At 39.6% G+C, this 22551-nt stretch carries 20 protein-coding genes; 8 read left to right on the top strand and 12 right to left on the bottom strand.

What is annotated here, in order from left to right:
- Position 1 precedes the first annotated feature (1 nt).
- Together purL and BUA60_RS09700 are read right to left on the bottom strand one after the other, a co-directional pair.
- The gene (gene purL, locus BUA60_RS09705) at positions 2 to 3688 is read right to left on the bottom strand and encodes a phosphoribosylformylglycinamidine synthase (protein WP_072861531.1); all 3687 of its coding nucleotides are present in this window, start codon (positions 3686 to 3688) and stop codon (positions 2 to 4) included.
- 138 nt (positions 3689 to 3826) lie between these two features.
- Positions 3827 to 4693: a cation diffusion facilitator family transporter gene (locus BUA60_RS09700; RefSeq protein WP_072861530.1), complete on the bottom strand. Its 867-nt coding sequence runs from the start codon at positions 4691 to 4693 to the stop codon at positions 3827 to 3829.
- A gap of 210 nt (positions 4694 to 4903) precedes the next feature.
- Between BUA60_RS09700 and BUA60_RS09695 the strand changes: the two genes are divergently transcribed.
- Together BUA60_RS09695 and BUA60_RS09690 are read left to right on the top strand one after the other, a co-directional pair.
- Positions 4904 to 6715 carry an acyl-CoA dehydrogenase family protein gene (locus BUA60_RS09695; protein WP_072861645.1) on the top strand — a complete coding sequence of 604 codons (1812 nt, stop codon included), beginning with the start codon at positions 4904 to 4906 and terminating at the stop codon, positions 6713 to 6715.
- Between the two features lie 103 nt (positions 6716 to 6818).
- Positions 6819 to 7259 carry a hypothetical protein gene (locus tag BUA60_RS09690; protein WP_072861529.1) on the top strand — a complete coding sequence of 147 codons (441 nt, stop codon included), beginning with the start codon at positions 6819 to 6821 and terminating at the stop codon, positions 7257 to 7259.
- Between the two features lie 69 nt (positions 7260 to 7328).
- On the opposite strand, the gene BUA60_RS09685 is transcribed toward BUA60_RS09690, so the two are convergent.
- Positions 7329 to 8546 (bottom strand): RsmB/NOP family class I SAM-dependent RNA methyltransferase, encoded by a 1218-nt coding sequence (locus tag BUA60_RS09685; RefSeq protein ID WP_072861528.1) that lies wholly within the window; start codon positions 8544 to 8546, stop codon positions 7329 to 7331.
- Positions 8547 to 8617: 71 nt separating this feature from the next.
- On the opposite strand from BUA60_RS09685, the gene BUA60_RS09680 reads away from it, so the two are divergent.
- Positions 8618 to 9649, top strand: a complete 1032-nt coding sequence (locus tag BUA60_RS09680; protein WP_072861527.1) for a WD40/YVTN/BNR-like repeat-containing protein — start codon at positions 8618 to 8620, stop codon at positions 9647 to 9649.
- A 60-nt stretch (positions 9650 to 9709) separates the two neighbouring features.
- Here BUA60_RS09680 and BUA60_RS09675 read toward each other — a convergent pair whose 3' ends face one another.
- From BUA60_RS09675 to BUA60_RS09665, 3 genes are read right to left on the bottom strand one after another with little or no spacing between them, the layout of a single operon-like run.
- The gene (locus BUA60_RS09675; protein WP_245802520.1) at positions 9710 to 10162 is read right to left on the bottom strand and encodes a hypothetical protein; all 453 of its coding nucleotides are present in this window, start codon (positions 10160 to 10162) and stop codon (positions 9710 to 9712) included.
- Positions 10152 to 10673, bottom strand: coding sequence for a hypothetical protein (locus tag BUA60_RS09670; RefSeq protein ID WP_072861525.1), 522 nt, complete (start codon positions 10671 to 10673; stop codon positions 10152 to 10154). Before BUA60_RS09670 ends, BUA60_RS09675 begins: the two co-directional genes overlap by 11 nt.
- 33 nt (positions 10674 to 10706) lie before the next feature.
- Entirely contained in the window at positions 10707 to 11270 is a 564-nt protein-coding gene (locus tag BUA60_RS09665) for an RNA polymerase sigma factor (RefSeq protein ID WP_245802519.1), read from the bottom strand.
- Between the two features lie 210 nt (positions 11271 to 11480).
- Between BUA60_RS09665 and BUA60_RS09660 the strand changes: the two genes are divergently transcribed.
- Both BUA60_RS09660 and BUA60_RS09655 read left to right on the top strand, forming a co-directional pair.
- Entirely contained in the window at positions 11481 to 12146 is a 666-nt protein-coding gene (locus BUA60_RS09660) for a uracil-DNA glycosylase (protein WP_072861524.1), read from the top strand.
- A 134-nt stretch (positions 12147 to 12280) separates the two neighbouring features.
- Positions 12281 to 12697, top strand: a complete 417-nt coding sequence (locus tag BUA60_RS09655; protein WP_072861523.1) for a response regulator — start codon at positions 12281 to 12283, stop codon at positions 12695 to 12697.
- A 40-nt stretch (positions 12698 to 12737) separates the two neighbouring features.
- Here the strand turns inward: BUA60_RS09655 and BUA60_RS09650 are convergent, their stop codons facing one another.
- The 6 genes from BUA60_RS09650 to BUA60_RS09625 all read right to left on the bottom strand — a co-directional run bounded on the left by BUA60_RS09650 (position 12738) and on the right by BUA60_RS09625 (position 17685).
- Positions 12738 to 13592, bottom strand: coding sequence for a substrate-binding domain-containing protein (locus BUA60_RS09650; RefSeq protein WP_072861522.1), 855 nt, complete (start codon positions 13590 to 13592; stop codon positions 12738 to 12740).
- 142 nt (positions 13593 to 13734) lie between these two features.
- Positions 13735 to 14601: a nucleoside phosphorylase gene (locus BUA60_RS09645; RefSeq protein ID WP_072861521.1), complete on the bottom strand. Its 867-nt coding sequence runs from the start codon at positions 14599 to 14601 to the stop codon at positions 13735 to 13737.
- A 1-nt stretch (position 14602) separates the two neighbouring features.
- Positions 14603 to 15535: a DUF1835 domain-containing protein gene (locus BUA60_RS09640; RefSeq protein ID WP_072861520.1), complete on the bottom strand. Its 933-nt coding sequence runs from the start codon at positions 15533 to 15535 to the stop codon at positions 14603 to 14605.
- Between the two features lie 73 nt (positions 15536 to 15608).
- Positions 15609 to 15938 (bottom strand): translation initiation factor, encoded by a 330-nt coding sequence (locus BUA60_RS09635; RefSeq protein ID WP_072861519.1) that lies wholly within the window; start codon positions 15936 to 15938, stop codon positions 15609 to 15611.
- A gap of 109 nt (positions 15939 to 16047) precedes the next feature.
- The gene (locus BUA60_RS09630) at positions 16048 to 16653 is read right to left on the bottom strand and encodes a DinB family protein (RefSeq protein ID WP_072861518.1); all 606 of its coding nucleotides are present in this window, start codon (positions 16651 to 16653) and stop codon (positions 16048 to 16050) included.
- An 81-nt stretch (positions 16654 to 16734) separates the two neighbouring features.
- The gene (locus BUA60_RS09625; RefSeq protein ID WP_072861517.1) at positions 16735 to 17685 is read right to left on the bottom strand and encodes an isopenicillin N synthase family dioxygenase; all 951 of its coding nucleotides are present in this window, start codon (positions 17683 to 17685) and stop codon (positions 16735 to 16737) included.
- A 126-nt stretch (positions 17686 to 17811) separates the two neighbouring features.
- Between BUA60_RS09625 and BUA60_RS09620 the strand changes: the two genes are divergently transcribed.
- From BUA60_RS09620 to BUA60_RS09610, 3 genes are read left to right on the top strand one after another with little or no spacing between them, the layout of a single operon-like run.
- Positions 17812 to 19788: an alpha-ketoacid dehydrogenase subunit alpha/beta gene (locus BUA60_RS09620; RefSeq protein WP_072861516.1), complete on the top strand. Its 1977-nt coding sequence runs from the start codon at positions 17812 to 17814 to the stop codon at positions 19786 to 19788.
- A gap of 29 nt (positions 19789 to 19817) precedes the next feature.
- A complete protein-coding gene (locus BUA60_RS09615; protein WP_317043191.1) occupies positions 19818 to 20915 on the top strand; it encodes a sensor histidine kinase in 1098 nt (365 codons plus the stop codon).
- 4 nt (positions 20916 to 20919) lie between these two features.
- Positions 20920 to 22254 carry a sigma-54-dependent transcriptional regulator gene (locus BUA60_RS09610; RefSeq protein WP_072861643.1) on the top strand — a complete coding sequence of 445 codons (1335 nt, stop codon included), beginning with the start codon at positions 20920 to 20922 and terminating at the stop codon, positions 22252 to 22254.
- Positions 22255 to 22551: the final 297 nt, after the last annotated feature.

Genomic DNA, 22551 nt, shown 5'->3' with positions numbered 1-22551 from the left:
ATTATCCATTATTAATTTCCAGCCATTTCCTGGCATTGACAAATGCCTCCAACCATGGTGAAACCTCATCTTTTCTTCCTTCAGGATAATGTGCCCAGTTCCATTGGAAAATGGAACGTTCAATATGGGGCATTGTCACCAGATGTCGGCCAGAGGTGTCACATAGCATAGCTGTATTAAAATCGCTGCCATTAGGGTTTGCAGGATAACCTTCATAACCGTAATTGGCTACTATATTATAATTTTCCTTGGCCAAGGGCAATATAAATTTTCCTTCACCATGGGATATCCATACCCCTAAATTGGCTCCTTCCAAACTTGAAAGCATAATGGAATTGTTCTTTTGAACAACCACGGAAGTAAATCCGCTTTCGTGTTTATGGGAATCATTAAAGGTCATTTTTCCGTGTTCAGAGTGCTCTGGATTAATCAATTCCAATTCCATAAATAATTGACAACCGTTACAAATACCTATGGATAGGGTATCCGGTCTGGCAAAGAAATTCTTTAATGCCTTATTGGCTTTTTCGTTGTATTTAAAGGCGCCTGCCCAACCTTTGGCACTTCCCAATACATCTGAGTTTGAGAATCCGCCTACTGCACCAATAAATTGAATATCTTCCAAGGTCTCCCTGCCAGATATAAGATCGGTCATATGTACATCCTTTACATCAAAACCGGCCAGGTACATGGCATTGGCCATTTCACGTTCCGAGTTACTGCCTTTTTCACGTAGGATGGCCGCTTTTGGACGGGAAGTTGCCTTACTTGGCAGCTTGCCATCAAAATGGGCAGGGAATGTATAGGATAAGGGTTGGTTTTTATAATTACTGTACCTTTCCTGGGCCAGGTTGTTGGCCGTTTGTTTTTTATCAAGAAGGTAGGAAGTTTTAAACCATGTATCCCGAAGGGAATTAATGTTCAGTCCCATTTCCATACCTTGATTCTTAATGGTCAGGGTAGCTTTTGTGCTCACCGATCCAATTTTGAAATGTTCAATTCCGGCATTGGCCAACACCTTTTCTGCACTGTTGTCCTTGGCTTGAAAAACAATTCCTGCATTTTCTGAAAACAATAATTTAATGGTATCGGATTCACCTATGGCGGTTAAATCCAATATGGCACCCAAATCCAGGTCGGCAAAACAAAGTTCTAAAAGTGTGGTAATCAATCCACCTGAAGCTACATCGTGTCCGGCAAGAATTTGTCCGTCTAATATCAAACCTTGTAGCGTATTGAATACGTTCTTAAAATTATCGGTATTGTTTATAGTAGGCGCTTCGTCACCAATGGTATTCAAAATTTGGGCAAAGGAGGATCCGCCTAATTTATAGGAGTCCTGGGATAAATTGATGTAATATATATCCCCGCCATTTTTTTGTAAGACCGGTTCCACTACCTTGGTAATATCGGTACAGTTTCCGGCAGCGGAAATGATTACGGTTCCAGGGGCTATAACTTCAGCGTCCTTGTAACGTTGTTTCATGGACAGGGAGTCTTTTCCAGTAGGGACATTGATACCCAGGCCGATGGCAAAATCCGAAATGGCCTGCACAGCTTCATATAGCCTTGCGTCCTCCCCGGGATTTTTACAGGGCCACATCCAGTTGGCTGAAAGTGAAACCGAGTCCAAACCGTCTTTTAAAGGTGCCCAGACTATATTGGTCAATGCTTCCGCAATACTATTTTTACTTCCAGCAGTGGGGTCTATTAATCCTGAAATAGGGGAGTGGCCAATAGAGGTGGCAATTCCTTCCTTTCCTTTATAATCCAACGCCATAACGCCACAATTGTTCAAGGGTAACTGTAACGGACCGGCACATTGCTGTTTGGCAACCTTGCCTCCAACACAGCGGTCTACCTTGTTGGTAAGCCAATCTTTGGCGGCTACAGCTTCCAATTGCAGCACTTGGTCCAAATAATCATGGAAGTGTTCCAAGGAATATGACGGGGCCGAATATTTTCTTTTTATTGTGGAATCGTTCATTACGGTTTTAGGGGAACTCCCGAACATATCGGAAAGTTCCATGTCCATCGGACTTTCTCCCGTTGTGGCAGATTTAAAGGTAAAACGGTTGTCTCCAGTAACATCACCAACCTCATACATGGGCGATCGTTCCCTATCTGCAATTCGGTGCAGCATGTCGACATCCTTTTTTCCTATGACCAATCCCATACGTTCTTGGGATTCGTTCCCTATGGTTTCTTTAGCCGATAGGGTTGGGTCTCCAATGGGCAGTTTGTCCATATCTATCAATCCCCCCGTATCCTCGACCAATTCGGAGAGACAATTTAAATGTCCGCCCGCTCCATGATCGTGTATGGAAACAATTGGGTTATGGTCGCTTTCTACCATACCTCTTATGGCGTTCGCTGCCCTTTTTTGCATTTCAGGGTTGGAACGCTGAATGGCATTCAATTCTATAGTTGCTCCAAATTCTCCGGTATCCGCACTGGATACGGCCGCCCCGCCCATACCAATACGGTAGTTGTCACCACCAAGTATAACGATTTTGTCGCCTGTTTTGGGCAGATCCTTTATGGCTTGTTCGGCCTTTCCATAACCAATGCCTCCCGCCTGCATTATTACCTTGTCATATCCTAATTTCCTAGCCTGGTCCGTTGCAGAATTTTCATTGGCTTCATCATGTTCGAAAGTAAGTACGGATCCGGCTATTAAAGGTTGCCCAAATTTGTTTCCAAAATCGGATGCTCCGTTGGAAGCCTTTATTAAAATATCCATTGGGGTTTGGTACAACCATTGCCTTTCGGGCATTCCTTTTTCCCAAGGTCTATTTTCCTCCAAGCGGGAATAGGCGGTCATATACACCGCGGTTCCTGCCAAGGGCAAGGAACCTTTTCCCCCAGCCAAACGGTCCCTAATTTCTCCACCGGCCCCAGTGGCTGCACCATTAAAAGGCTCTACTGTGGTTGGGAAGTTATGGGTTTCTGCCTTCAAGGAAATAACCGATTCAAAAGGTTTTTCCTGATAGAAATCTGGCTTGTCAGCACTTTTTGGGGCAAACTGCACCACTTTTGGCCCTTTAAGAAAGGCCACATTATCCTTATAGGCGGAGACGATATCCCCTGGATGTTCCTGGGATGTTTTTTTAATAAGCTTAAAAAGCGATGATGGTTTTTCAACTCCGTCGATGACAAAGGTCCCGTTAAAAATTTTATGCCTACAGTGCTCAGAATTCACCTGACTAAAGCCAAATACTTCAGAATCTGTAAGTTTGCGACCAATTTTTTCTGAGACATGTTTAAGGTATGCAACTTCTTCATCGCTCAGGGCCAATCCCTCCTGTTCATTATATTTGGCAATATCCACTATCTCCAAAATAGGTTCGGGCATTATATCAACCTTAAAAATATCCTGCGAAAGGCCACTATATTTTTGGGAAAGCATGGGATCGTACCCTTTTTCATCTTGGTCCACTGCGGTAAATTCCTCAATTCTAATAATACCTGAAATTCCCATATTTTGGGTTATCTCCGTGGCATTGGTGCTCCACGGGGTAATCATTGCTGCCCTAGGACCAACAAAAAAGGCGTCCAATGACGCCGCGTTCAACTTAGGTTGGTTGCCGAACAACCACGTAAGTTTTACGCTATCTTCCTGGGTAAGGTCGTTTTTGGTTTGAACCGCAAATATCTTAGTGCTAAGGTCTCCGAAGAAATGAATCATCTAATATGTAAATTGTAAGGTTGAGAAAGGTGCAAATTTACGGTTTTAATGTGTAATTTTTAATTAGAATAGTTAACAGTTTTGGACAACAATTGTTAATTTCTGTATGTGGTCCTTTTAAAAACCCGCCCTACTCAATTATTTTGGTTCTATATGAATCAATACATGTCCAATGTTGGGTATATCCCTATGTAGCCTATCTTTGAGTTTATGGGAGAGGTCATGCCCTTCTTTAACACTAATGCTGCCATCTACCTGGGCATGCAGGTCTATATGATACTTTGTGCCCGCCTTTCGGATAAAACATTTTTCGGTTCCCAATATACCATCAACGGTTGAGGAAACTTCGCGAATTTCATCTATGAGGTCATCATAAAGATGTTCGTCCATGATCTCCCCAAGGGCAGGTCTAAAGATTAGATATCCATTGTAAAAAATAAAAAGTGAGGCCGCCAAAGCTGCCCAATCATCGGCTGTTTCATAACCCTTGCCAAAGATCAAGGCAATGGAAATTCCTATGAATGCCATAACGGAGGTGATGGCATCGCTTCTATGGTGCCACGCATCTGCCTTTAGGGAAGAACTGTTGGTCTGGATACTTTTTTTGAGAACTACCCTATATGAAATCTCCTTCCAAAGAATAATAGTGCCCAAGACCAACAGTGTCCAGGATTTGGGTGTTTTATGCGGAGTCAAAATGTTCATTATGCTTTCATAGGCTATGATCGTAGCCGAGGTAATTAAAAACCCTACTACCAAAAAAGTAATCAGGGGTTCAATCTTGCCATGTCCGTAAGGGTGATTTTCGTCTGCCGGTCTTTTGGCATATTTAAGTCCGAACAATACCAAAAGGGAAGAAAAAATATCGGTTGTGGATTCAATGGCATCTGCAATTAAAGCGTAAGAATTGCCGAAAATACCCGCCAAACCTTTGATTACGGCCAAAACAATATTTCCAGCTATGCTAAAATAAGTGGTCCTTATGGCCGACTGCTCGTTGTTCATTCTTTTCCTAAGATGGATAAAAAATTAAAGGTAAGAAACTAAGGTAAGAAACTTATGATTGCTTTTGGATATAGGAAAGCAGAATATTGGATACCGGATTTTAGCGCCCATATTTCTCGAATAGCTCCATTTTTTACTAGTGGCATTTAATAGCTGAGTAAATTGTATCTTAGGAAGGTAGTACCAATATTCATTAAATATATAAATACCATGGCAAAGGAATATGTAGATATCGCAACATTAAAATTTTTGTTATACCAAGTACACAAGGTAGAGAATTTGCTATCGGCAGAACGTTTTCAAGATTACGACAAGGATTCCCTGGACCTATTTTTAAATGCAATCAAGGAGTTTTCCGACCGTGAATTGTTTCCCTATTTCAAAGAGATGGATGAAACTCCGGCCATGTATAAAAATGGGACCATCATGGTACATAAACAGGTTGATGTAATGATGAGGAAGGGCGGGGAAATGGGAATTATTTCCGGTCCTTTTGATTATGGGGATGGGGGATTGCAGTTACCGTTTATAATCCATACTGCTTCGGCCTATATTCAGGAGGCCGCCAACAATCATTTGCCTGGTTATGCTGGATTGACCCAAGGGGCTGCTGAGCTGATAGTTCATTTTGCCAATAGAGACCTTAGGGAAACCTATGTTCCCAAAATGTTATCCGGTGCCTGGGGAGGTACCATGTGCCTTACAGAACCCCAGGCAGGTAGTTCTTTGTCGGATATCACTACCAAGGCAACCCCTACACAGGAAGGATATTATAAGATATCCGGACAAAAGATATTTATATCGGGCGGGGATCATCAATATGCGGAAAATATAGTCCACCTATTGTTGGCCAGAATAGAAGGGGCTCCGTCGGGAACCAAGGGCATATCCTTATTTGTGGTGCCCAAACTTAGATTGGATAAAGATAGGAATTTAATAAATAACGATGTAATGACGGTGGCCGATTTTCAGAAAATGGGTCAACGGGGTTATGCCACCACACATCTGGGATTTGGAGATAAGGACAATTGCCATGGCTGGCTTGTAGGGGAGGCTCATAAGGGACTTAAATATATGTTCTTAATGATGAACAGTGCCAGGATAAGTGTAGGACGTGGGGGTGCGGCTATAAGTATGGCAGCTTACCAGGCATCATTGGAGTATGCCAATGAACGACCCCAAGGACGAAAGCTTTCCAGTGACGGAAAAAAAGATCCAGATGAAAAACCTTGTCTAATAATAGAACACCCCGATGTAAGGCGCATGTTGTTATTACAAAAATCGATTGCCGAAGGGTCCTTAAGTTTGGTGCTATTGGCAGCCAAGTATTATGATATCATTGCATCCACCAAGAATCCGGAAACCAAGGAAAAATACAGCTTATTATTGGAAATGGTCATTCCTATTGTAAAAACCTATCCCACAGAAGCTGGAACTTTGTCCGTGAGCAATGGGGTGCAGGTATTGGGCGGATATGGATTCTGTTCAGATTTTATTCTTCAGCAATATTATCGAGATATTCGGATATTTAGTATTTACGAGGGCACCACGGGTATACAATCCCAAGATTTATTGGGGCGTAAGGTTCCCATGGAGAATGGCAGGGCTTTGGAATTATTGTTGACTGAAATTTTGCATACCATTACCACGGCAATGGAGTTTGATGACTTACGCTCTTCGGCCAAAATATTGGGGGAAAAGATTAAGTTGACAAGGAGTGTTCTTGAATTTCTGATGCCTTTTGCCAAAAAGGGGAACTACGAACGCTATTTGTCCGACGCCAATTTATTTATGGAATTTTTGAGTCATGTCGTAATAGGATGGCTATGGTTGGATATTACTGTAAATGCACAGCGAAATTTGCAGGAGGGGGACACAGCTTATTCCAAAGCATTCTATGGAAGTAAGATACATACAATGAAGTTCTATTTCAAGTATGAGTTACCAAAGACCAACAGTTTGGCAGAATCGCTGATGCATCCTGACGTACTTACCATAAATACCAAGAAGGAGGTTTTTTAAATATCTTTTTTTGCTAAACTAGGTAGGGTAATTCTTCATTTGGTTGTTCTATATACAAACAGTGCTATTAAAAGAAACACAGTTTAAATAAAACAATTAAGTTATGAAGAGACTACCATTTTTAAGTTTAGCGATCCTACTTTTTTCTTTTGTTGGGTCTATGGCCCAAGAAGTAGAATCCACCGAACAGGAAAAACTTACTTATTACGAACAAAGAGCCAGGGAGGACGCACAATTTGAACAATCACAAGAATTGGCTGAAGAAGAGGAGGAAGAATTCTGGGAATCACAGAAGGATTATGAAAGACAATTGAAAAAAAGGGATAAAAAGGCTTACAAAGCGTATATGAAAGGTAAGAGGGATGCCTATGCGGAACACCGCAGTCATTGTGATGATCACTGTCACCATAGTGACCATTACCATACCCATGCCAGTTTCTACTATTACCACAACGAGCCTTATCGCTATAGAAGCTATTCCAGGGGGACAACTATCCGTACTGGAGTTGGGATAAGTGCACCAAGTGTTAGAATAGGCCTTTAGGATCCAGAAATAAAAAAGAGGCTGTCCGTAGACATGGACAGCCTCTTTTATTTAATCATTTTTTATTTTCTAAGCTGGTTTTTTTTCCAAAAGGGCCATATAGAATCCGTCAAATCCAGTTTTACAGGCATAAATATTGCTATCCTTGATAAGACTAAAGTCCTTACCCGCCTCCGAACTTAGGAATTTTTTTACTTGTTGAATATTTTCTTGGGGCAATATGGAGCAGGTGGCATAGACCAATTTCCCACCTGGTTTAACTATTCTACTGTAATCCTGAAGAATTTGTTGTTGCGTAACCATTATTTTTTCCAAGAAATCTGGTTGCAATTTCCACTTGGCATCGGGGTTTCTCTTAAGGACCCCTAATCCAGTACAGGGGGCATCTATTAGTACCCTATCGGCTGTATCGTATAGTTTTTTAATTACCTTGGTGGAATCTATGGCCCTAGTCTCCACATTATGGGCTCCGTCTCGTTTCGCCCTTCTTTTTAATTCCTTTAGTTTGTTGCCATAAATATCCAGTGCAATCAGTTGACCCTTGTTTTCCATTAGTGCCGCCAAATGAAGTGTTTTTCCACCAGCTCCTGCACAGGTGTCTACCACACGTTGACCAGGTTTAACATCCAAAAATGGAGCCACCAATTGGGAAGAGGCATCCTGTACTTCGAACCAACCGTTTTTAAAGGCTTCGGTAATAAACACATTGGAACGCTCCTTTAACCTTAAAGCATCGGGATACCCTTTAATGGATTCCGTTTCAACTCCGGCCTCGTGGAGAACACTGCTTAAATTATCCTTGGTTGTTTTTAAGGTATTTACCCTTAAAATTACTTCTGCCTGTTCATTTAGAGCATGTATTTCTTTGGTCCAAAGGGCCTCGCCCAAAGATTTTGCACAGAGCTCGTCCATCCAATCCGGTACGGATTCCCTATATTTTCTTATTTTGGAGAGTTCGTCAAATTTTCCTTTGATCCTTCTTTCCGGAGTAGGCTCTATTTGTTTCCAGTCCGGTAGCTTAATACCTTTAAGAACGGCCCAAACGGCGAACATTCTAAATAGGTTTTGTCTACTATATGGGGCCTTTACCTCTGCAATCTCTGCATATAATCGCCTCCAGCGTACCATTTCGTAAGTGGTTTCTGCAATAAAACCTCTATCCCGGGCACCCCATCTTTTGTCATATTTTAATACTTTTTCTACTACCTTGTCTGCATATTCACCTTCATTAAATATATAATTCAACGCATCAACAACCGCAAACACTAGATTTCTATGTAATCGCATTTTTAAAAATTAAGATTGCAAAGGTATTGTATTAGAACCTATTCCTCTTATTTTTGGGGAAAATTATAAGCATGCGCAGTTATTTGGTGATTCTAATTCTATTTGTTTTGGGCTCCTGTTCCGAAATGGAAGAAAAGAGAGTGTTTAGCACGGTAAAAATAGAGACCATTTATACCGATTCATTAAGCTTTAGGGCCATCGAAATTATGGACGGTGGCAATATGGCATTTGCGGCCAACAAGGGAGCTTTTGGGTTGGTAGACCTTAGGTCCAACAAAGTAAGGGTAAATACCCAAAAACACGACAGTATACTTCCGGAGTTTAGGGCCGTAGCACAAAATTCAACCGATTTTTTTATGCTTTCCATTGGTAATCCGGCCTTATTGTACAAAACCGGTGATCAGGGCAATATGGAATTGGTATATAAGGAAGAGGATGAGAAGGTGTTCTATGATGCTATGACCTTTTGGAACGATCAGGAGGGGATTGCTGTTGGGGACAGTATGGATGGGTGTCTATCCATAGTCATTACTAGGGATGGCGGCAATAGCTGGAAAAAAATCCCATGTTCCTCTTTGCCAAAGTCCGAAACCGGGGAGGGGGCCTTTGCGGCCAGTAATACCAACATAAAGGTGTTGGGTACCATGGCGTGGATAGCAACTACACATGGAAATGTATATTACACCAACGATAAAGGGGTGAATTGGGAAGTTGTAAAAACCCCAATAAGCAGTGAAAAAACTACGCAAGGTATCTTTTCCGTTGATTTTTATGATGAAAACCTTGGCGTTGTTTTTGGCGGGAATTATACCGACCCGGAAATAAATAACGGCAACAAAGCGGTTACTACGGACGGAGGTAAAACTTGGAAATTGATCGCCGATGGCAAACTACCAAATTTTAGGAGTTGTGTGCAGTTTGTGCCAAATTCCAAGGGGAAATCCCTCGTTGCCATAGGCTTTGAGGGAATAGCTTATTCCCATGACACTGGTGAAACCTGGAAACAACTATCCGATGAATCTTTTTATACCCTTAGGTTTATGAACGACACTATTGCGTATGCCGCCGGAAAGGAAAGGATTGCGAAACTTATTTTTCGCTGAGAGGTCATGAAAAAGATAATGCTTTAATCCTGTTCCTTTGGCATTGAGCCTGGATGAAAATTACTGGCCACCCTTTTTCTGTCTATATTGTTTGATAAGCTGACGTTTAAAATCCTCTTCCGAACGCATCAACAGAATGGTCTTCTTGGCCGAAATGGTCTTGGATATTTTTTCTATATAGGATTTTTCCACCTTATATTTTTCTTCTTCCAACCTTTGCATACGGGCCAAAAGTTCGACTGCTTTTGTGTCAGATAGGGCATCCAGATTCTTTATCTCGGAACCTATTTCAAAGCGCTCCTCCCTAAACAAACTTTCTCTTTTGGATTGATGTTCGTTATAAATAGGCCAGAAGCTTTGGGCCTCTTTTGGGGTGAGGTTCAATCTTTCTGTAATGAAAGCTATTTTTAGGGACTTTATTTTATCCCAATCCTGCCTTTCCTGTGAGCTTAATGAAAGGGTAGCTGCAAGGAATAGGAGGGAGGCAAGTATATTTATTTTCTTAATCATCATTGTGCATATTTAATTCTTCAAAATCTTCAATATGGGAATCCAAATAATCTATGATATTATCATTGTCCAGTCTACTTTCCAATATATCGTTTAGGTCCAAATCATGTATTGGAAGTATTTCTGCCAAATCATAGGAGGAAAGTTCCAAATCGTTAAATTCAAAATATTGTTCTATGTCGGAATTGGCCAAATCCGAATAGGATGGCGTTTTATCGTTATTAAATTGAACCAAAATGAACAACAATACAACAGCAGCTACGGAAGCGGCCGCATAAAGGTGTTTTTTATAAGATTTTAAAGGGATTACCTTGATCTCCTCCGCCTGAATGTTTTCCAGCTGCCCAGAAAGCCTTGCGTTGAAAGTTTCAAAATACCCATCCGGAACCTTGAAACCTTCATTTGGAGGCATGGAAAAATCTTCCTTCGCTATCTTTTTCATGATATCGCTGGAAAGGGTGTCGAAATACCCATCCGGAACCTCAAAGTTTTTATTTTTATTTAATTTATCCATTTCAATAGTTTGACCTTGAACATTATAAAAGGTTTAATTCTCTTTCAAAAAAGCTTCAATCTTTTTTGTAGCCAAATGATAGGAGGCTTTTAATCCACCTACGGAGGTCTCTAATATTTCTGAAATTTCTTCATACTTCATCTCCTGAAAATATTTCATATTAAATATTAATTTTTGCTTTTCAGGAAGGGTGGCAATGGCCATTTGTAATTTTAGTTGAATTTCATCGCCTTCAAAATAAACATCGGCCCTCAAATCTTCAACGGCCTTGGTTATCAACTTCTCGTTGTTGATCTTAAGTTTTTGTGATTTGGATTTCAAAAATGACAACGCCTCATTGGTGGCTATCCTATACATCCAAGAGTATAATTTACTATCCCCTTTAAAGCTATCGATATTTCTGAAAACCTTTATAAAGGTATTCTGCAATACATCATCGGTGTCATCATGGTTCAAGACAATCCGTCTTATATGCCAATACAAACGTTCCTTGTAGGTGTTTACCAACACCTCAAACGCTTTGGCCTGATGGTCCTTTTGCTTTAATTGTATTACTAAAGTTTCTTCCGCAATCAACATTTTGGACTTAAGTTCCATTATTGGACTATAAAAATGGGAAAAGGTTTATTTATAGCTTTATTATTTTTTTGTAACCTATTGCAAAGGTAAGGAAGTTTGGGTATTGCCCTATTTTTTTAGGTTATGGTCTTTTAAAGAAAATTATTTTTATTTTTTGGCTATTTTTGATGTTATTCCTTGCAATAAGGTATCAGTTCTTTGTTTAATAATTATAAAATGAAATCATAAGTGACCATTAGTGTGCATGATAGTTGGCACAAACTTTTACTGGACGAGTTTAAGAAACCTTATTTCGAATCCCTTATGGCATTTGTCCGGGAGGAATATGCAAAGAAGACCTGCTACCCAAAGGAGAACAATGTTTTTGCTGCTTTTAACCATTGTCATTTGGAGGAAACCAAGGTGGTTATTATTGGTCAGGATCCGTATCACGGACCAAATCAGGCCAATGGACTTTGTTTTTCCGTAAATACGGGCGTAGCGCACCCACCTTCTCTGGTAAATATATTCAAGGAAATTGCCTCCGATTTGGGGACGGCCTATCCGGAAGATGGAAATTTGGCACATTGGGCGGACCAAGGGGTTCTTTTGCTGAACGCCACATTAACGGTACGGGCAAGTGAAGCTGGGAGTCACCAGAACAAAGGATGGGAGACCTTTACGGATACTGTTATTCAAAAACTATCAGAAGAAAAAGAGGGCTTGATATTTTTGTTATGGGGTGGTTTTGCAAAGAAGAAGGCTAAGTTGATCAATGCCAAAAAGCATTATATTTTAACTTCCGGACATCCGTCCCCTTTAAGTGCCAATAGGGGGTATTGGTTTGGGAACAAGCACTTTAGTAAAACGAACAAAATATTATTGGAAAATGGAAGACAAGCAATTAATTGGTGATAGGTATACATTTATGTTACTTTTTTGTCCAAAAGCGAAAATGTACTATTAACTAAATCTATATTTGTACTTTTTTTTGAATCTGAATTATTAAACTTACACGAACATTTGTGATATTAAATATTAATAGGTTAATGAATTCTACTAGATTAAAATGGGTATTGTTGGTTGACGACGACGGAACGACCAATATGCTGAATAAACTATTTTTAAAAAAACTTATTCCTGACCTGGATATTGATACTGTTACGGATGGTCATAGGGCATTGGATTTTATAGAGGCCAATATTAATGATATAGACCAAGGTAGTTTTCTTTTGATTTTGGATATTGAAATGCCAATAATGAACGGATGGCAATTTTTGGAGGCTTTTGACATACTTTTTAGAAAGGAAGAAAAAGAAAAAATTGTAATAGCCGTATTAACAGCCAATAGTTGTGAAGAAGTGACTTACAAGGCCCTGGCCAATCCACGTGTTAAGGAATGTCTTCAAAAACCACTGTCGGATATCAATTTCAGAAGTATCATCCAAACCTATTTTTACGACTAGGGCGATCTGCAATCGAAAATAATAAAATCTGTTTGTTCCTCTAAGTTTCCTTGTACAATATCTCCATGCTTGGGCTTACCTTTTCAATAAGCTTTAAGTCCTTTAAAGTATTTTGTACCAATTCCAAATTCTTTTTGCTGATATTATTTTGTCCCCATTCCGTAAGGGATAGCCAATGTTTAATATCTTCCAATTGTTGGTTGTAAGTGTTGGCCAAGGTCCGGTCTATGCTGGGAATTCGTTTAAAATCGGAGGTATATATATTGATGACATCCAAAACATGTTTCAAGGTTCCAGGATTTTCGGTTATAAACTTATCCGTTGCGGCAATAACGAAGCAAGGCCATGGGGTAGGGCAGTCTGTAATTCTTCTAAATACCCCTTGATCGACCAAAGGTTTTGTGGTAAATCGCTCCCACATAAAATAATCTGCCTTACCCTCTGTTAAACTGGCCACCGCACCATTTAAATTATCGATTACCTCAAATTTTAATTCTTGGGTGTCCCAACCTTGGTTTTGTGCGTTTACGTATGCCATAAGATGGCTGCCGCTTCCATATCTGCTTATAGCCCCGGTTTTATTTTTTATATCGGCCAAGGTTTTATAATTGCTTTTGGCCGCTACGTGGATGCCCCATAAGAGGGGAGTAGCTATATATTCCTGAACTATTTTCGAAGGATTCCCTTCGCTTATACTTTTTACGATCCCTTCGGTCAAAATAATAGCCAGATCAGTTTCGTTATCTTTTAATAATTGAGCCATTTTACCGGTTCCTTCCGGAATATCTGTCCATTTTAGGTTTATTCCACGGGCTCCGAAAGCGCCTTCTTCTATGGCTAAATGCCAAGGAAAATTAAAGTGTTCGGGAACGCCAACGATATCTACATTTTTCAAATCAATATTTTTTATTTGGTTTGGAAACTAATTAAGGATTCGGGTTTTGTTGATGCTTTTAACTATTGTTTTATATGGAATAAAATATATTGTTTGTAATCAATTAGTTATCATTTTAATTATCATTTTAATTATTACGCTTTTAGGCTATCTTGCTCAGGGTATATTTAATGAGTTCGTCTATCGCCGAATCCGGTCTTGATGAAAACTGTCCATTGGGCCTGTTTGCTACAATACAGTTTAAGGAAACAGCCCTGTGCCCCAATAATTTTGCCAAGCCATAAATTCCGGAGGTCTCCATTTCCATATTGGTAATACGTTTATTATTGTAATTAAAACTGGCCAGTTTGGCATTCATGTTTTCATCTTCCAATTTTAAACGTAAAATTCTACCTTGGGGGCCATAGAACCCAACATTGGTAGCGGTAAATCCAAGTTGCATTTTGTCCGAGATGAACTGGGTTCCCAAAGTTTTGTCATATTCCACAACATAGGGGTTGGACTTATCTTTCGACCAATTAGTGTGTTTTAAAAATGCTTGCTGAATCTCCGGGTGTTGAATATGGGCACTGTCGTAAAAATGCATAAGACTATCCAAGCCAATAGCGTACTCGCTTAACAAAAAGGAATCTATGGGAATATCTGGCTGAATGGCGCCGGAAGTGCCTATTCGAATAATATCCAATTGGGTTTTGTCTTTCTTTATGGTCCTCGTATCTAAATCAATATTGACCAAAGCATCCAGCTCATTTAGTACGATATCTATATTGTCCGTGCCGATACCTGTTGAAATTACGGATATGCGCTTATTGTTCAGCCAACCTGTATGGGTTAGAAATTCCCGTTTTCCTTTTTTTAAATCAATTTTATCAAAATACCGCGAAACGTGTTTAACCCTGTCCGGGTCTCCAACGGTAATTACGGTATTTGCAAGGTCTTGAGGAAGTAGATTAAGATGGTATACGCTATGGTCTGCGTTTAGGATTAGCTCTGAAGAACCAATTTTCATTTTACAATTTTAGTATGCGGTTCGTTTCAGAGTTATATAAGAAATTGTATTTTAAGGCTCCGCCCAAATAGGCATCATTTTCTTGAATACAGGAATAATAGCTGGTTTTGCCTTCCAGGATTTCCATACCTTTTTTAGAAAGCTTAACAGGGTTGAAATTGGTAAAAAGTGGTTTTAACTTGGTTATTACACGTTCATATTGAGTGTCACCAAAACCATAACGCCCTTGATTTCTCAAGACGGTGTTCAATAACTCCAATTTGGTCTTTGGTTTGGCATTGCGCGCCAAACGTAATATATTGTTTTCTACTTCATTGAGTCCGTTTCTAATGGTAGGGAAACGCATCAAATGGGCTTCTATAGCACCGGAAAGGTGGGAGAACTGAAAACTGTCAAAATCCTTAAGGTTTTCCAATCTGATGGGGTTGTCGCTACAGTACAACTGCCAGACATAATCTGCATATTCAATATCGTCCTGAGTTAAAAGAGTGCGATTGGTATATAATTTACGAAGTTGTTCATCTGTTAATTCTCCTAGTCCCATTATATCCAAGGAATCTTCATCTCCTTCACTGGATACCAAAGATATTTCGGCATATGGCCTATGGGTCTTTAACCAACTGATTACCGCCAACATGTTTATTTGATCAAAAAGATCGAAATCGAACCAGAGAACAATACGGTCTTCCTGCTTGTGATTACAAAGGGTGCGGTATTCTTTTAACGTCTTATCAATAAACCATGATTTGGAAATCTTATAGTTCTTATTTAAAAACTCGAACCTTGTCTTCCAAAATGATTCGCTGCCAACATTGGTTTCGGTCTTACCTTCACATAACATTTCGCGCCAGGTAATAATATCCCCTTCCAATTTAAGGGTGCTTAATTTGTTGGTGAGTACATCACCGTTTGTTATGTGTAATTGGGAACTCATTGTAATGGTGGTTTAGGTTGTGGCTAATAAATGTAGTGTTTTATCTTAATATCAAAAAATAATTAACAAAAATCTAACCTCCAACGCGTTTTACTTTAAATCCTTTTTCCTGTAATATTTTCATTATTTTATCTCTATAATCTCCTTGTATGATTATAGAATTTTCCTTAAAACTTCCGCCTACACTAAGTTTGGTTTTAAGCTCCTTGGCCAATTTTTTAAAATCTTCGTCTGCGCCGGTATACCCTTCTAAAATGGTTGTTGGTTTTCCCTTTCTTTTTTCATACTTGCATATTATAGGTTCTTCCTGCATCCAAATATCCTTGTCTACATCCTTTTTCGGTTCTTCCTCCGTTGGTTTATGATCCGGAAATAGATTCTTCAATTGATCCTTTAAATCCATCTTACATTTTAAAAATTATGCTAAAATAATATTTCAACGCCAAAATCAAAACCCATCCTTCACAAATTGGGATTGTGGTAAGAATGGGTTCTTTTATTTTAGGTGCTGTTTAATCCATTGGAAAGTCCTCGTCGTCCATAACCTCCTCCATTTGTTTTATGTGCCTTTCCGTATGACCGGACATGAATAGAAGTATTTGATAGGCATCAACAGTCCCAAAAGGAAGCTGTTGGTAACGGTTTCGAAGGTCGTCCTGAGTACTTTTAACATATTCTATATGTTCCTTCCTCTTGGTTTTAAATTCATTTACCGTTTCTTCAAAATTGCCATATTTCCCGGATGGTTCAAAAGGCTCGCTTGTTTTTACTTTGTTGCTGCGGTCTTCTATCATGGCAATTAATCCTTCATCAGTAACTTTTACTTCTGAGCGTTTGGAAGAGTCTGGCTCTTGGGCCAAGGTACCCTGCATCATGCCAAAGATCATGTTTTCTGAAATTGCAATATGCTCTGCACATTCGGCTATGGACCAAGAATCATCCGTTACCTTGTAATTGAGTTGTTCCTCATTTAGGCCCTCCAAGGTGTTTAAAAAATGATCATGGGATTTTGTCAATTCTTTTACGGCAAATTCCCTTTCGGCGTCTGTCAGCGTAGATTTAACTACTGTAAATGCAAAAAGCGCCAAAAATACGATTGGTAAAATTACTTTTTTCATAGTGTCCAAGGTTAAATTGTTAATACTAACTGTCTATTCATCAAAGGTATAGGCAATAATTAAGCTTGGATTACTTCTAATCTACTTCGTAATTAAGCCTAAGTCGATCAGTCTTTCATGCAAAAATTCACCAGCGGTAATATCCTCAAATTGTTTTGGATGGTCTTTGTCAACACAATTCTCCAAACAATTTAAAGGCATTTCGCTAATGGGATGCATAAAAAACGGTACGGAATACCTAGAGGTACCCCATAGTTCCTTGGGAGGATTAACCACCTGGTGAATGGTGGATTTTAATTTGTTATTTGTCAATCTGGATAGCATGTCCCCAACGTTGATCATCAATTGATCTGGCTGGGCAATTGCATCTACCCATTCCCCGTCGTGGTTTTTTACCTGAAGTCCCTTTCCATGGGCCCCCATCAATAGGGTAATTAGATTAATATCTCCATGGGCTGCAGCCCTAACGGCATTTTTGGGTTCTTGCTGAATTGGAGGGTAATGTATTGGCCTTAATATGGAATTTCCATTCTTAATATAATTGTCAAAATAGGTTTCCTCCAGGTTTAAATGTAGGGCTAGGGCGCGCAATACAAATTTTGCCGTTTTTTCCAACATTTTATAGGTTTCCTTGCCAGTGGCATTAAAATTATCCAACTCTTGTACCTCTACATTGGCAGGATATTCTTTTTCCAATTTTGGATTGTTTTCCACATACTGGCCAAAATGCCAGAATTCCTTTAAATCACCTTCCTTTTTTCCCTTGGCATGTTCTTTACCAAAAGAAGTATAACCTCTTTGTCCCCCTATACCAGGAATTTCATATTTATCCTTGACCTCTTGTGGCAGGTTAAAAAATTTTTTGATTTCAGAATAAAGATCTTCCACCAATTTTTCGGACAAAAAATGACCACTTAATGCTACGAATCCAATATTCTCGAAGGCACTTCCTATCTCTCTTATGAATTTTTCTTTTCTGGTTTTATCGTTGGATATAAAATCTTCAAGATTTACACTTGGTATTGCACTCATCATCATTATTTTTATGAAAATCAAAGTTAATAAATATGGGCAATCTTCTTGAAATATTATTCGACTTTGTTTTTCCGTTTTGTTACATTTATAAATTATTTAAGCCGAAAAGTATAAAAACATAACATGCAATATAAAGGAGATAGTGTTGATAAGGCAATGCAATTGAAACTTTATCAACGGATGCTAAAACCGCGCTTGATAGAAGAGAAAATGTTGATTCTTCTACGTCAAGGGAAAATATCCAAATGGTTTAGTGGTATAGGTCAAGAGGCAATATCGGTAGGTGTTACCAGCGCCTTAAAACCTGATGAATACATCTTGCCCATGCACCGTAATCTTGGAGTTTTTACATGCAGGAATATACCATTGTACCGACTGTTCTCCCAATGGCAGGGGAAAGGCAACGGCTTTACCAATGGTAGGGATAGAAGTTTTCACTTTGGCACCCAAGAATATAAAATTGTTGGAATGATATCCCATTTAGGTCCCCAGTTGGGGGTGGCCGACGGGATAGCTATGGCAGACCTCTTAAAGCACAATAATAAGGTAACTGCAGTTTTTACGGGAGAGGGGGGTACTAGTGAGGGCGATTTTCATGAAGCCTTAAACATTGCAGCGGTCTGGAATTTACCAGTTTTGTTTTGTATAGAAAACAACGGTTATGGTTTGTCTACCCCGACAAACGAGCAATACAAATGTGAAAATTTGGCCGATAAGGGAATGGGTTATGGAATGGAATCCCATATTTTGGAGGGCAACAATATCTTGGAAGTGTATTCACAGGTCGATCTTATTTGCCAGAGTATGCGGAAAAACCCTAGGCCTGTTTTGTTGGAATTTAAAACCTTTAGAATGCGCGGTCATGAGGAGGCCAGTGGTACCAAATATGTCCCACAGCAATTGTTGGACAAATGGGAAGAAAAGGACCCCATAGTTAATTTTGAAAACTTTCTTTTGGAAGAAAAGATTCTTTCACCCCATTTGATAGAAACATTCAAAAATGAAATATATGCCGAAATAGACTACGATCTAAAAAAGGCGTTTGCCGAAAATGAGATCGATGTAGATGAAACCAAGGAATTAAAAGATGTTTATAAAGATTTTGATTATCAGCAAATTAACCATAATTCTATAACTAAAAACATTAGGTTGATAGATGCGGTTTCCCAAGGATTAAAACAGTCTATGGAAAGACACGGGAACTTGGTGGTGATGGGGCAGGATATTGCAGATTATGGTGGAGTATTTAAGATTACCGAGGGTTTTGTGGAGGTCTTTGGCAAGGACAGGGTTCGGAATACCCCAATATGCGAATCGGCAGTGGTTTCTGCTGCAATGGGCCTTTCCATTAACGGTGTAAAATCGGTAGTGGAAATGCAATTTGCCGACTTTGTAAGTACTGGTTTTAATCCTGTGGTAAACTATTTGGCCAAGGTTCATTACCGATGGGGCGAGCATGCAGATGTTGTAATAAGGATGCCCTGTGGGGCGGGGATGGGGGCAGGACCTTTTCATTCCCAGACCAACGAGGCCTGGTTTACCAAGACTCCGGGTTTAAAAGTGGTCTATCCGGCCTTTCCTTATGATGCAAAAGGCCTTTTGGCCACTTCTATTAATGATCCCAATCCGGTATTGTTTTTTGAACATAAAGGACTCTATAGGAATATTTATCAAGACGTACCCGAGGATTATTACACCTTACCTTTTGGCAAGGCTTCCTTTTTGAGGGAGGGCGGGGATATAACAGTGGTTTCCTATGGTTTGGGTGTGCATTGGGCCTTGGAAGCTCTAGATGACAATCCGGATATAAAGGCCGATTTAATTGACTTGAGGACGTTGCAGCCCATGGATATGGATGCAATTTACAACTCTGTAAAAAAAACCGGTAAACTTATTATCTTACAGGAGGATAGTTTGTTTGGGGGAGTGGCCAGTGACATTTCAGCCTTGGTGGTGGAAAACTGTTTTGAGTACTTGGATGCACCCGTGAAGCGGGTTGCCAGTTTGGACACTCCCATCCCTTTTGCGAAAAATTTGGAAAATAATTATTTGCCCAAAGATAGATTCGTAAAGGAGCTTATAAATTTGTTGACCTATTAAGTATCTCGCAAAATTTAAAAAGGATTAATATGCAGATGATTACAGCAGAAGAAAAACTTAAAGAGCGCATAAAGGAGCTTACTTGTTTATATGAAGTAACCTCCATAATTGTGAATTGCGACTATGACCAAGTTGAAGATGCCCTAAAGGGAATTCTGCATTGTTTGCAGAAAGCTTGGCTTTTTAGTGACGCTGCCCAGGTAAAACTCATATCTGACCAGTACAATATTGTCACACCGGATTTCCCGGATGATCCTGTGTGTTTGGAGTCCAATGTTATGGTATTTAATAAAAAGGTGGGTGAAATACACGTAGCCTATCCCAGGCCAAAATATAGCGAAGATGATTTTTTGAAGGAAGAAGAGAAATTGCTTAGCAACGTGTGTTTGGAGGTCGGCAATCTTTTGGAAAGAAAACAGATCAAGGACAATGAGATAATTATAAAACGTAAAATGGAAAGGGCGGACCGCCTGGGTATTTTGGGTGAAATTACAGCAGGAATCGCCCATGAACTAAATACCCCTTTGGCCAATATACTTGGATTTGCCGAATTATTGAAAACTAGGATAACCCAAGATACCCAAGCCTCCAAGGATGTTGATAAAATTATTAACAGCGCCATATTTTCCAGGGAAGTGGTTAAAAAGCTAATGTTCTTCGCTTGTGAAATGCCCCAACAAATGTCGTTGGTGAATATAGGGCCCATAATTGCCAATGCCGTTAACTTAATGGAACCCAGTTTTAAGAAAAAGAAAATTGTTCACAAGCTCAACATAAGTGCAGAACCAATTTTACTTAGGGTAGATACGATTCAGTTGACACAGGTAATCTTTAATTTGGTGCTCAATGCCATATATTTTTCCCCGGTAAAAGGTGAGATTAAGATCGATGTTAAGGAAACTGAAAGTATGGTGGAGATAACCATAACGGATGAAGGACCAGGTATAGATCGTAAAATTAGAGATAAGATCTTTGAGCCGTTTTACAGTACCAAACCGGTTGGTGAGGGTTCTGGATTGGGTTTAAGTGTTGTGCATGGTATTGTAAAAAGTCATAAAGGGACCATTAAGTATAGATCCAACAAACCTAAAGGAACTATCTTTACCGTTGATTTCCCGAAAAATTAAATTTATGGGCCTTAATAAAGAGAACGTATTGATCGTAGATGACGATGTAAATATATTGGAACTGATCCATAGGCACCTTCAATCCTTTAATTACCACACCTACAAAGCCGTATCCGTAAAGGAGGCCTTGGTGATTTTAAAGGATTCCAAAATAGACCTTTTGATTACGGATCTTAAAATGCCGGATGTGGATGGACTGCAGTTGGTCAAATACGTTTCAGAACATTATCCCAAATTGCCAAAATTAGTGGTTACCGGCTATCCTTCGGTAGATGACGCAATGAGTGTTATAAAATCAGGAGCCTTGGATTATTTGGTCAAACCTTTTACCAAAGAGGAATTAAAGCAGGCAGTACTAAAATCCTTCACGGGCAGTTCCCTAGGAAAGGTAGCTGCCAGTGGTCCATCGGTATCCAAAAATAATAAGGTTGATGCTTATGGGGAACTCATTGGTAGATCTGAGGCCATAAAAAAAGTGACTGACATTATAGATAGGGTTAAGGACAACAAGGCAACGGTACTGATAAATGGGGAAAGTGGCACTGGAAAGGAATTGGTTGCCCGATCCGTACATTATATGGGAAAATTTTCCAGGGCTCCGTTTGTTGCGGTGAACTGTGGGGCCATTCCTGAAAGTCTATTGGAAGCCGAGCTTTTTGGTTATGCCAAGGGGGCTTTTACAGGGGCCAATGAAAACCGCAACGGTTTTTTTCAGGCTGCGGACAAAGGGACCCTATTTTTGGATGAAATAGGCAACGCATCCCTCTCCGTACAGTCCAAATTGCTGAGGGCGTTGCAGGAAAAGGAAGTGATAAAGGTAGGATCACAAAAAATAGAAAAAATAGACATCCGGGTCATTGCGGCCACCAATAGCAATTTATATTCCCAGGTACAAAAAAAATTGTTCCGGGAAGACCTTTATTATAGGTTAACGGTTGTGGAGATCAATGTTCCTTCCCTTCGGGAGCGCAAAGAAGACATTCCTTTGTTGGTAGACAAATTTCTTTTAAAATATGGGGTAGAGTACAAAGATAGATTGGTGACCATTGCACCCGAGGCCTTGGAGCTTCTGATGCGTTATCCGTGGCCGGGGAATATTAGGGAATTGGAAAACGTAATTCAGAGGGCTGTAATTATGTGCGATAAAAGAATCGAAATCGACAATTTGCCTGACAATTTGAAATTTAAGATAGATTTTCCCGAAGACAATCTTTTGCCATTAAGGGAAGTTGAAAAAAGATACATATTGAAAGTTTTGGAAGCTACCGACAATAACAAATCCAAGGCGGCAGAAATTCTACAGATCGATCGCAAAACGCTGCGTCAAAAAATTCAATAATCCCCATGTTCCAGATGGGTAATTCCTACCCATCTGGGGAAAAAATCCCAAATGTATATTGGAGTAAAAATGCTTTTACGTAATTTAAAATACTGATTATCAGTTGTTTAAATTAATTATAAGCAATACTACGGTTTTATGGCACTCTAGTTGCCCATGCTGTGTAACTAAAATACACGGTTATGGAAAACAGCACTAGTTTATGTCCAAGTTGTGAGTATTTCAAAACATGTGTACTGACAAAAAATAAAAAACATATCTGGAACTGCAATGAATTTGAATCCGCGGATTCAAGGG

This window comes from Arenibacter palladensis, assembly GCF_900129275.1.
Classification (GTDB): domain Bacteria; phylum Bacteroidota; class Bacteroidia; order Flavobacteriales; family Flavobacteriaceae; genus Arenibacter; species Arenibacter palladensis.
The sequence above is the reverse complement of the archived record's forward strand: the minus strand, read 5'-3'. Positions and strand labels throughout refer to the sequence as shown.

Coding starts and splice junctions, on each gene's coding strand:
- purL (WP_072861531.1), bottom strand. CDS start 3,688: ATGATTCATTTCTTCGGAGACCTTAGCACTAAGATATTTGCGGTTCAA.
- BUA60_RS09700 (WP_072861530.1), bottom strand. CDS start 4,693: ATGAACAACGAGCAGTCGGCCATAAGGACCACTTATTTTAGCATAGCT.
- BUA60_RS09695 (WP_072861645.1), top strand. CDS start 4,904: ATGGCAAAGGAATATGTAGATATCGCAACATTAAAATTTTTGTTATAC.
- BUA60_RS09690 (WP_072861529.1), top strand. CDS start 6,819: ATGAAGAGACTACCATTTTTAAGTTTAGCGATCCTACTTTTTTCTTTT.
- BUA60_RS09685 (WP_072861528.1), bottom strand. CDS start 8,546: ATGCGATTACATAGAAATCTAGTGTTTGCGGTTGTTGATGCGTTGAAT.
- BUA60_RS09680 (WP_072861527.1), top strand. CDS start 8,618: ATGCGCAGTTATTTGGTGATTCTAATTCTATTTGTTTTGGGCTCCTGT.
- BUA60_RS09675 (WP_245802520.1), bottom strand. CDS start 10,162: ATGATGATTAAGAAAATAAATATACTTGCCTCCCTCCTATTCCTTGCA.
- BUA60_RS09670 (WP_072861525.1), bottom strand. CDS start 10,673: ATGGATAAATTAAATAAAAATAAAAACTTTGAGGTTCCGGATGGGTAT.
- BUA60_RS09665 (WP_245802519.1), bottom strand. CDS start 11,270: ATGGAACTTAAGTCCAAAATGTTGATTGCGGAAGAAACTTTAGTAATA.
- BUA60_RS09655 (WP_072861523.1), top strand. CDS start 12,281: ATGAATTCTACTAGATTAAAATGGGTATTGTTGGTTGACGACGACGGA.
- BUA60_RS09645 (WP_072861521.1), bottom strand. CDS start 14,601: ATGAAAATTGGTTCTTCAGAGCTAATCCTAAACGCAGACCATAGCGTA.
- BUA60_RS09640 (WP_072861520.1), bottom strand. CDS start 15,535: ATGAGTTCCCAATTACACATAACAAACGGTGATGTACTCACCAACAAA.
- BUA60_RS09635 (WP_072861519.1), bottom strand. CDS start 15,938: ATGGATTTAAAGGATCAATTGAAGAATCTATTTCCGGATCATAAACCA.
- BUA60_RS09630 (WP_072861518.1), bottom strand. CDS start 16,653: ATGAAAAAAGTAATTTTACCAATCGTATTTTTGGCGCTTTTTGCATTT.
- BUA60_RS09625 (WP_072861517.1), bottom strand. CDS start 17,685: ATGAGTGCAATACCAAGTGTAAATCTTGAAGATTTTATATCCAACGAT.
- BUA60_RS09620 (WP_072861516.1), top strand. CDS start 17,812: ATGCAATATAAAGGAGATAGTGTTGATAAGGCAATGCAATTGAAACTT.
- BUA60_RS09615 (WP_317043191.1), top strand. CDS start 19,818: ATGCAGATGATTACAGCAGAAGAAAAACTTAAAGAGCGCATAAAGGAG.
- BUA60_RS09610 (WP_072861643.1), top strand. CDS start 20,920: ATGGGCCTTAATAAAGAGAACGTATTGATCGTAGATGACGATGTAAAT.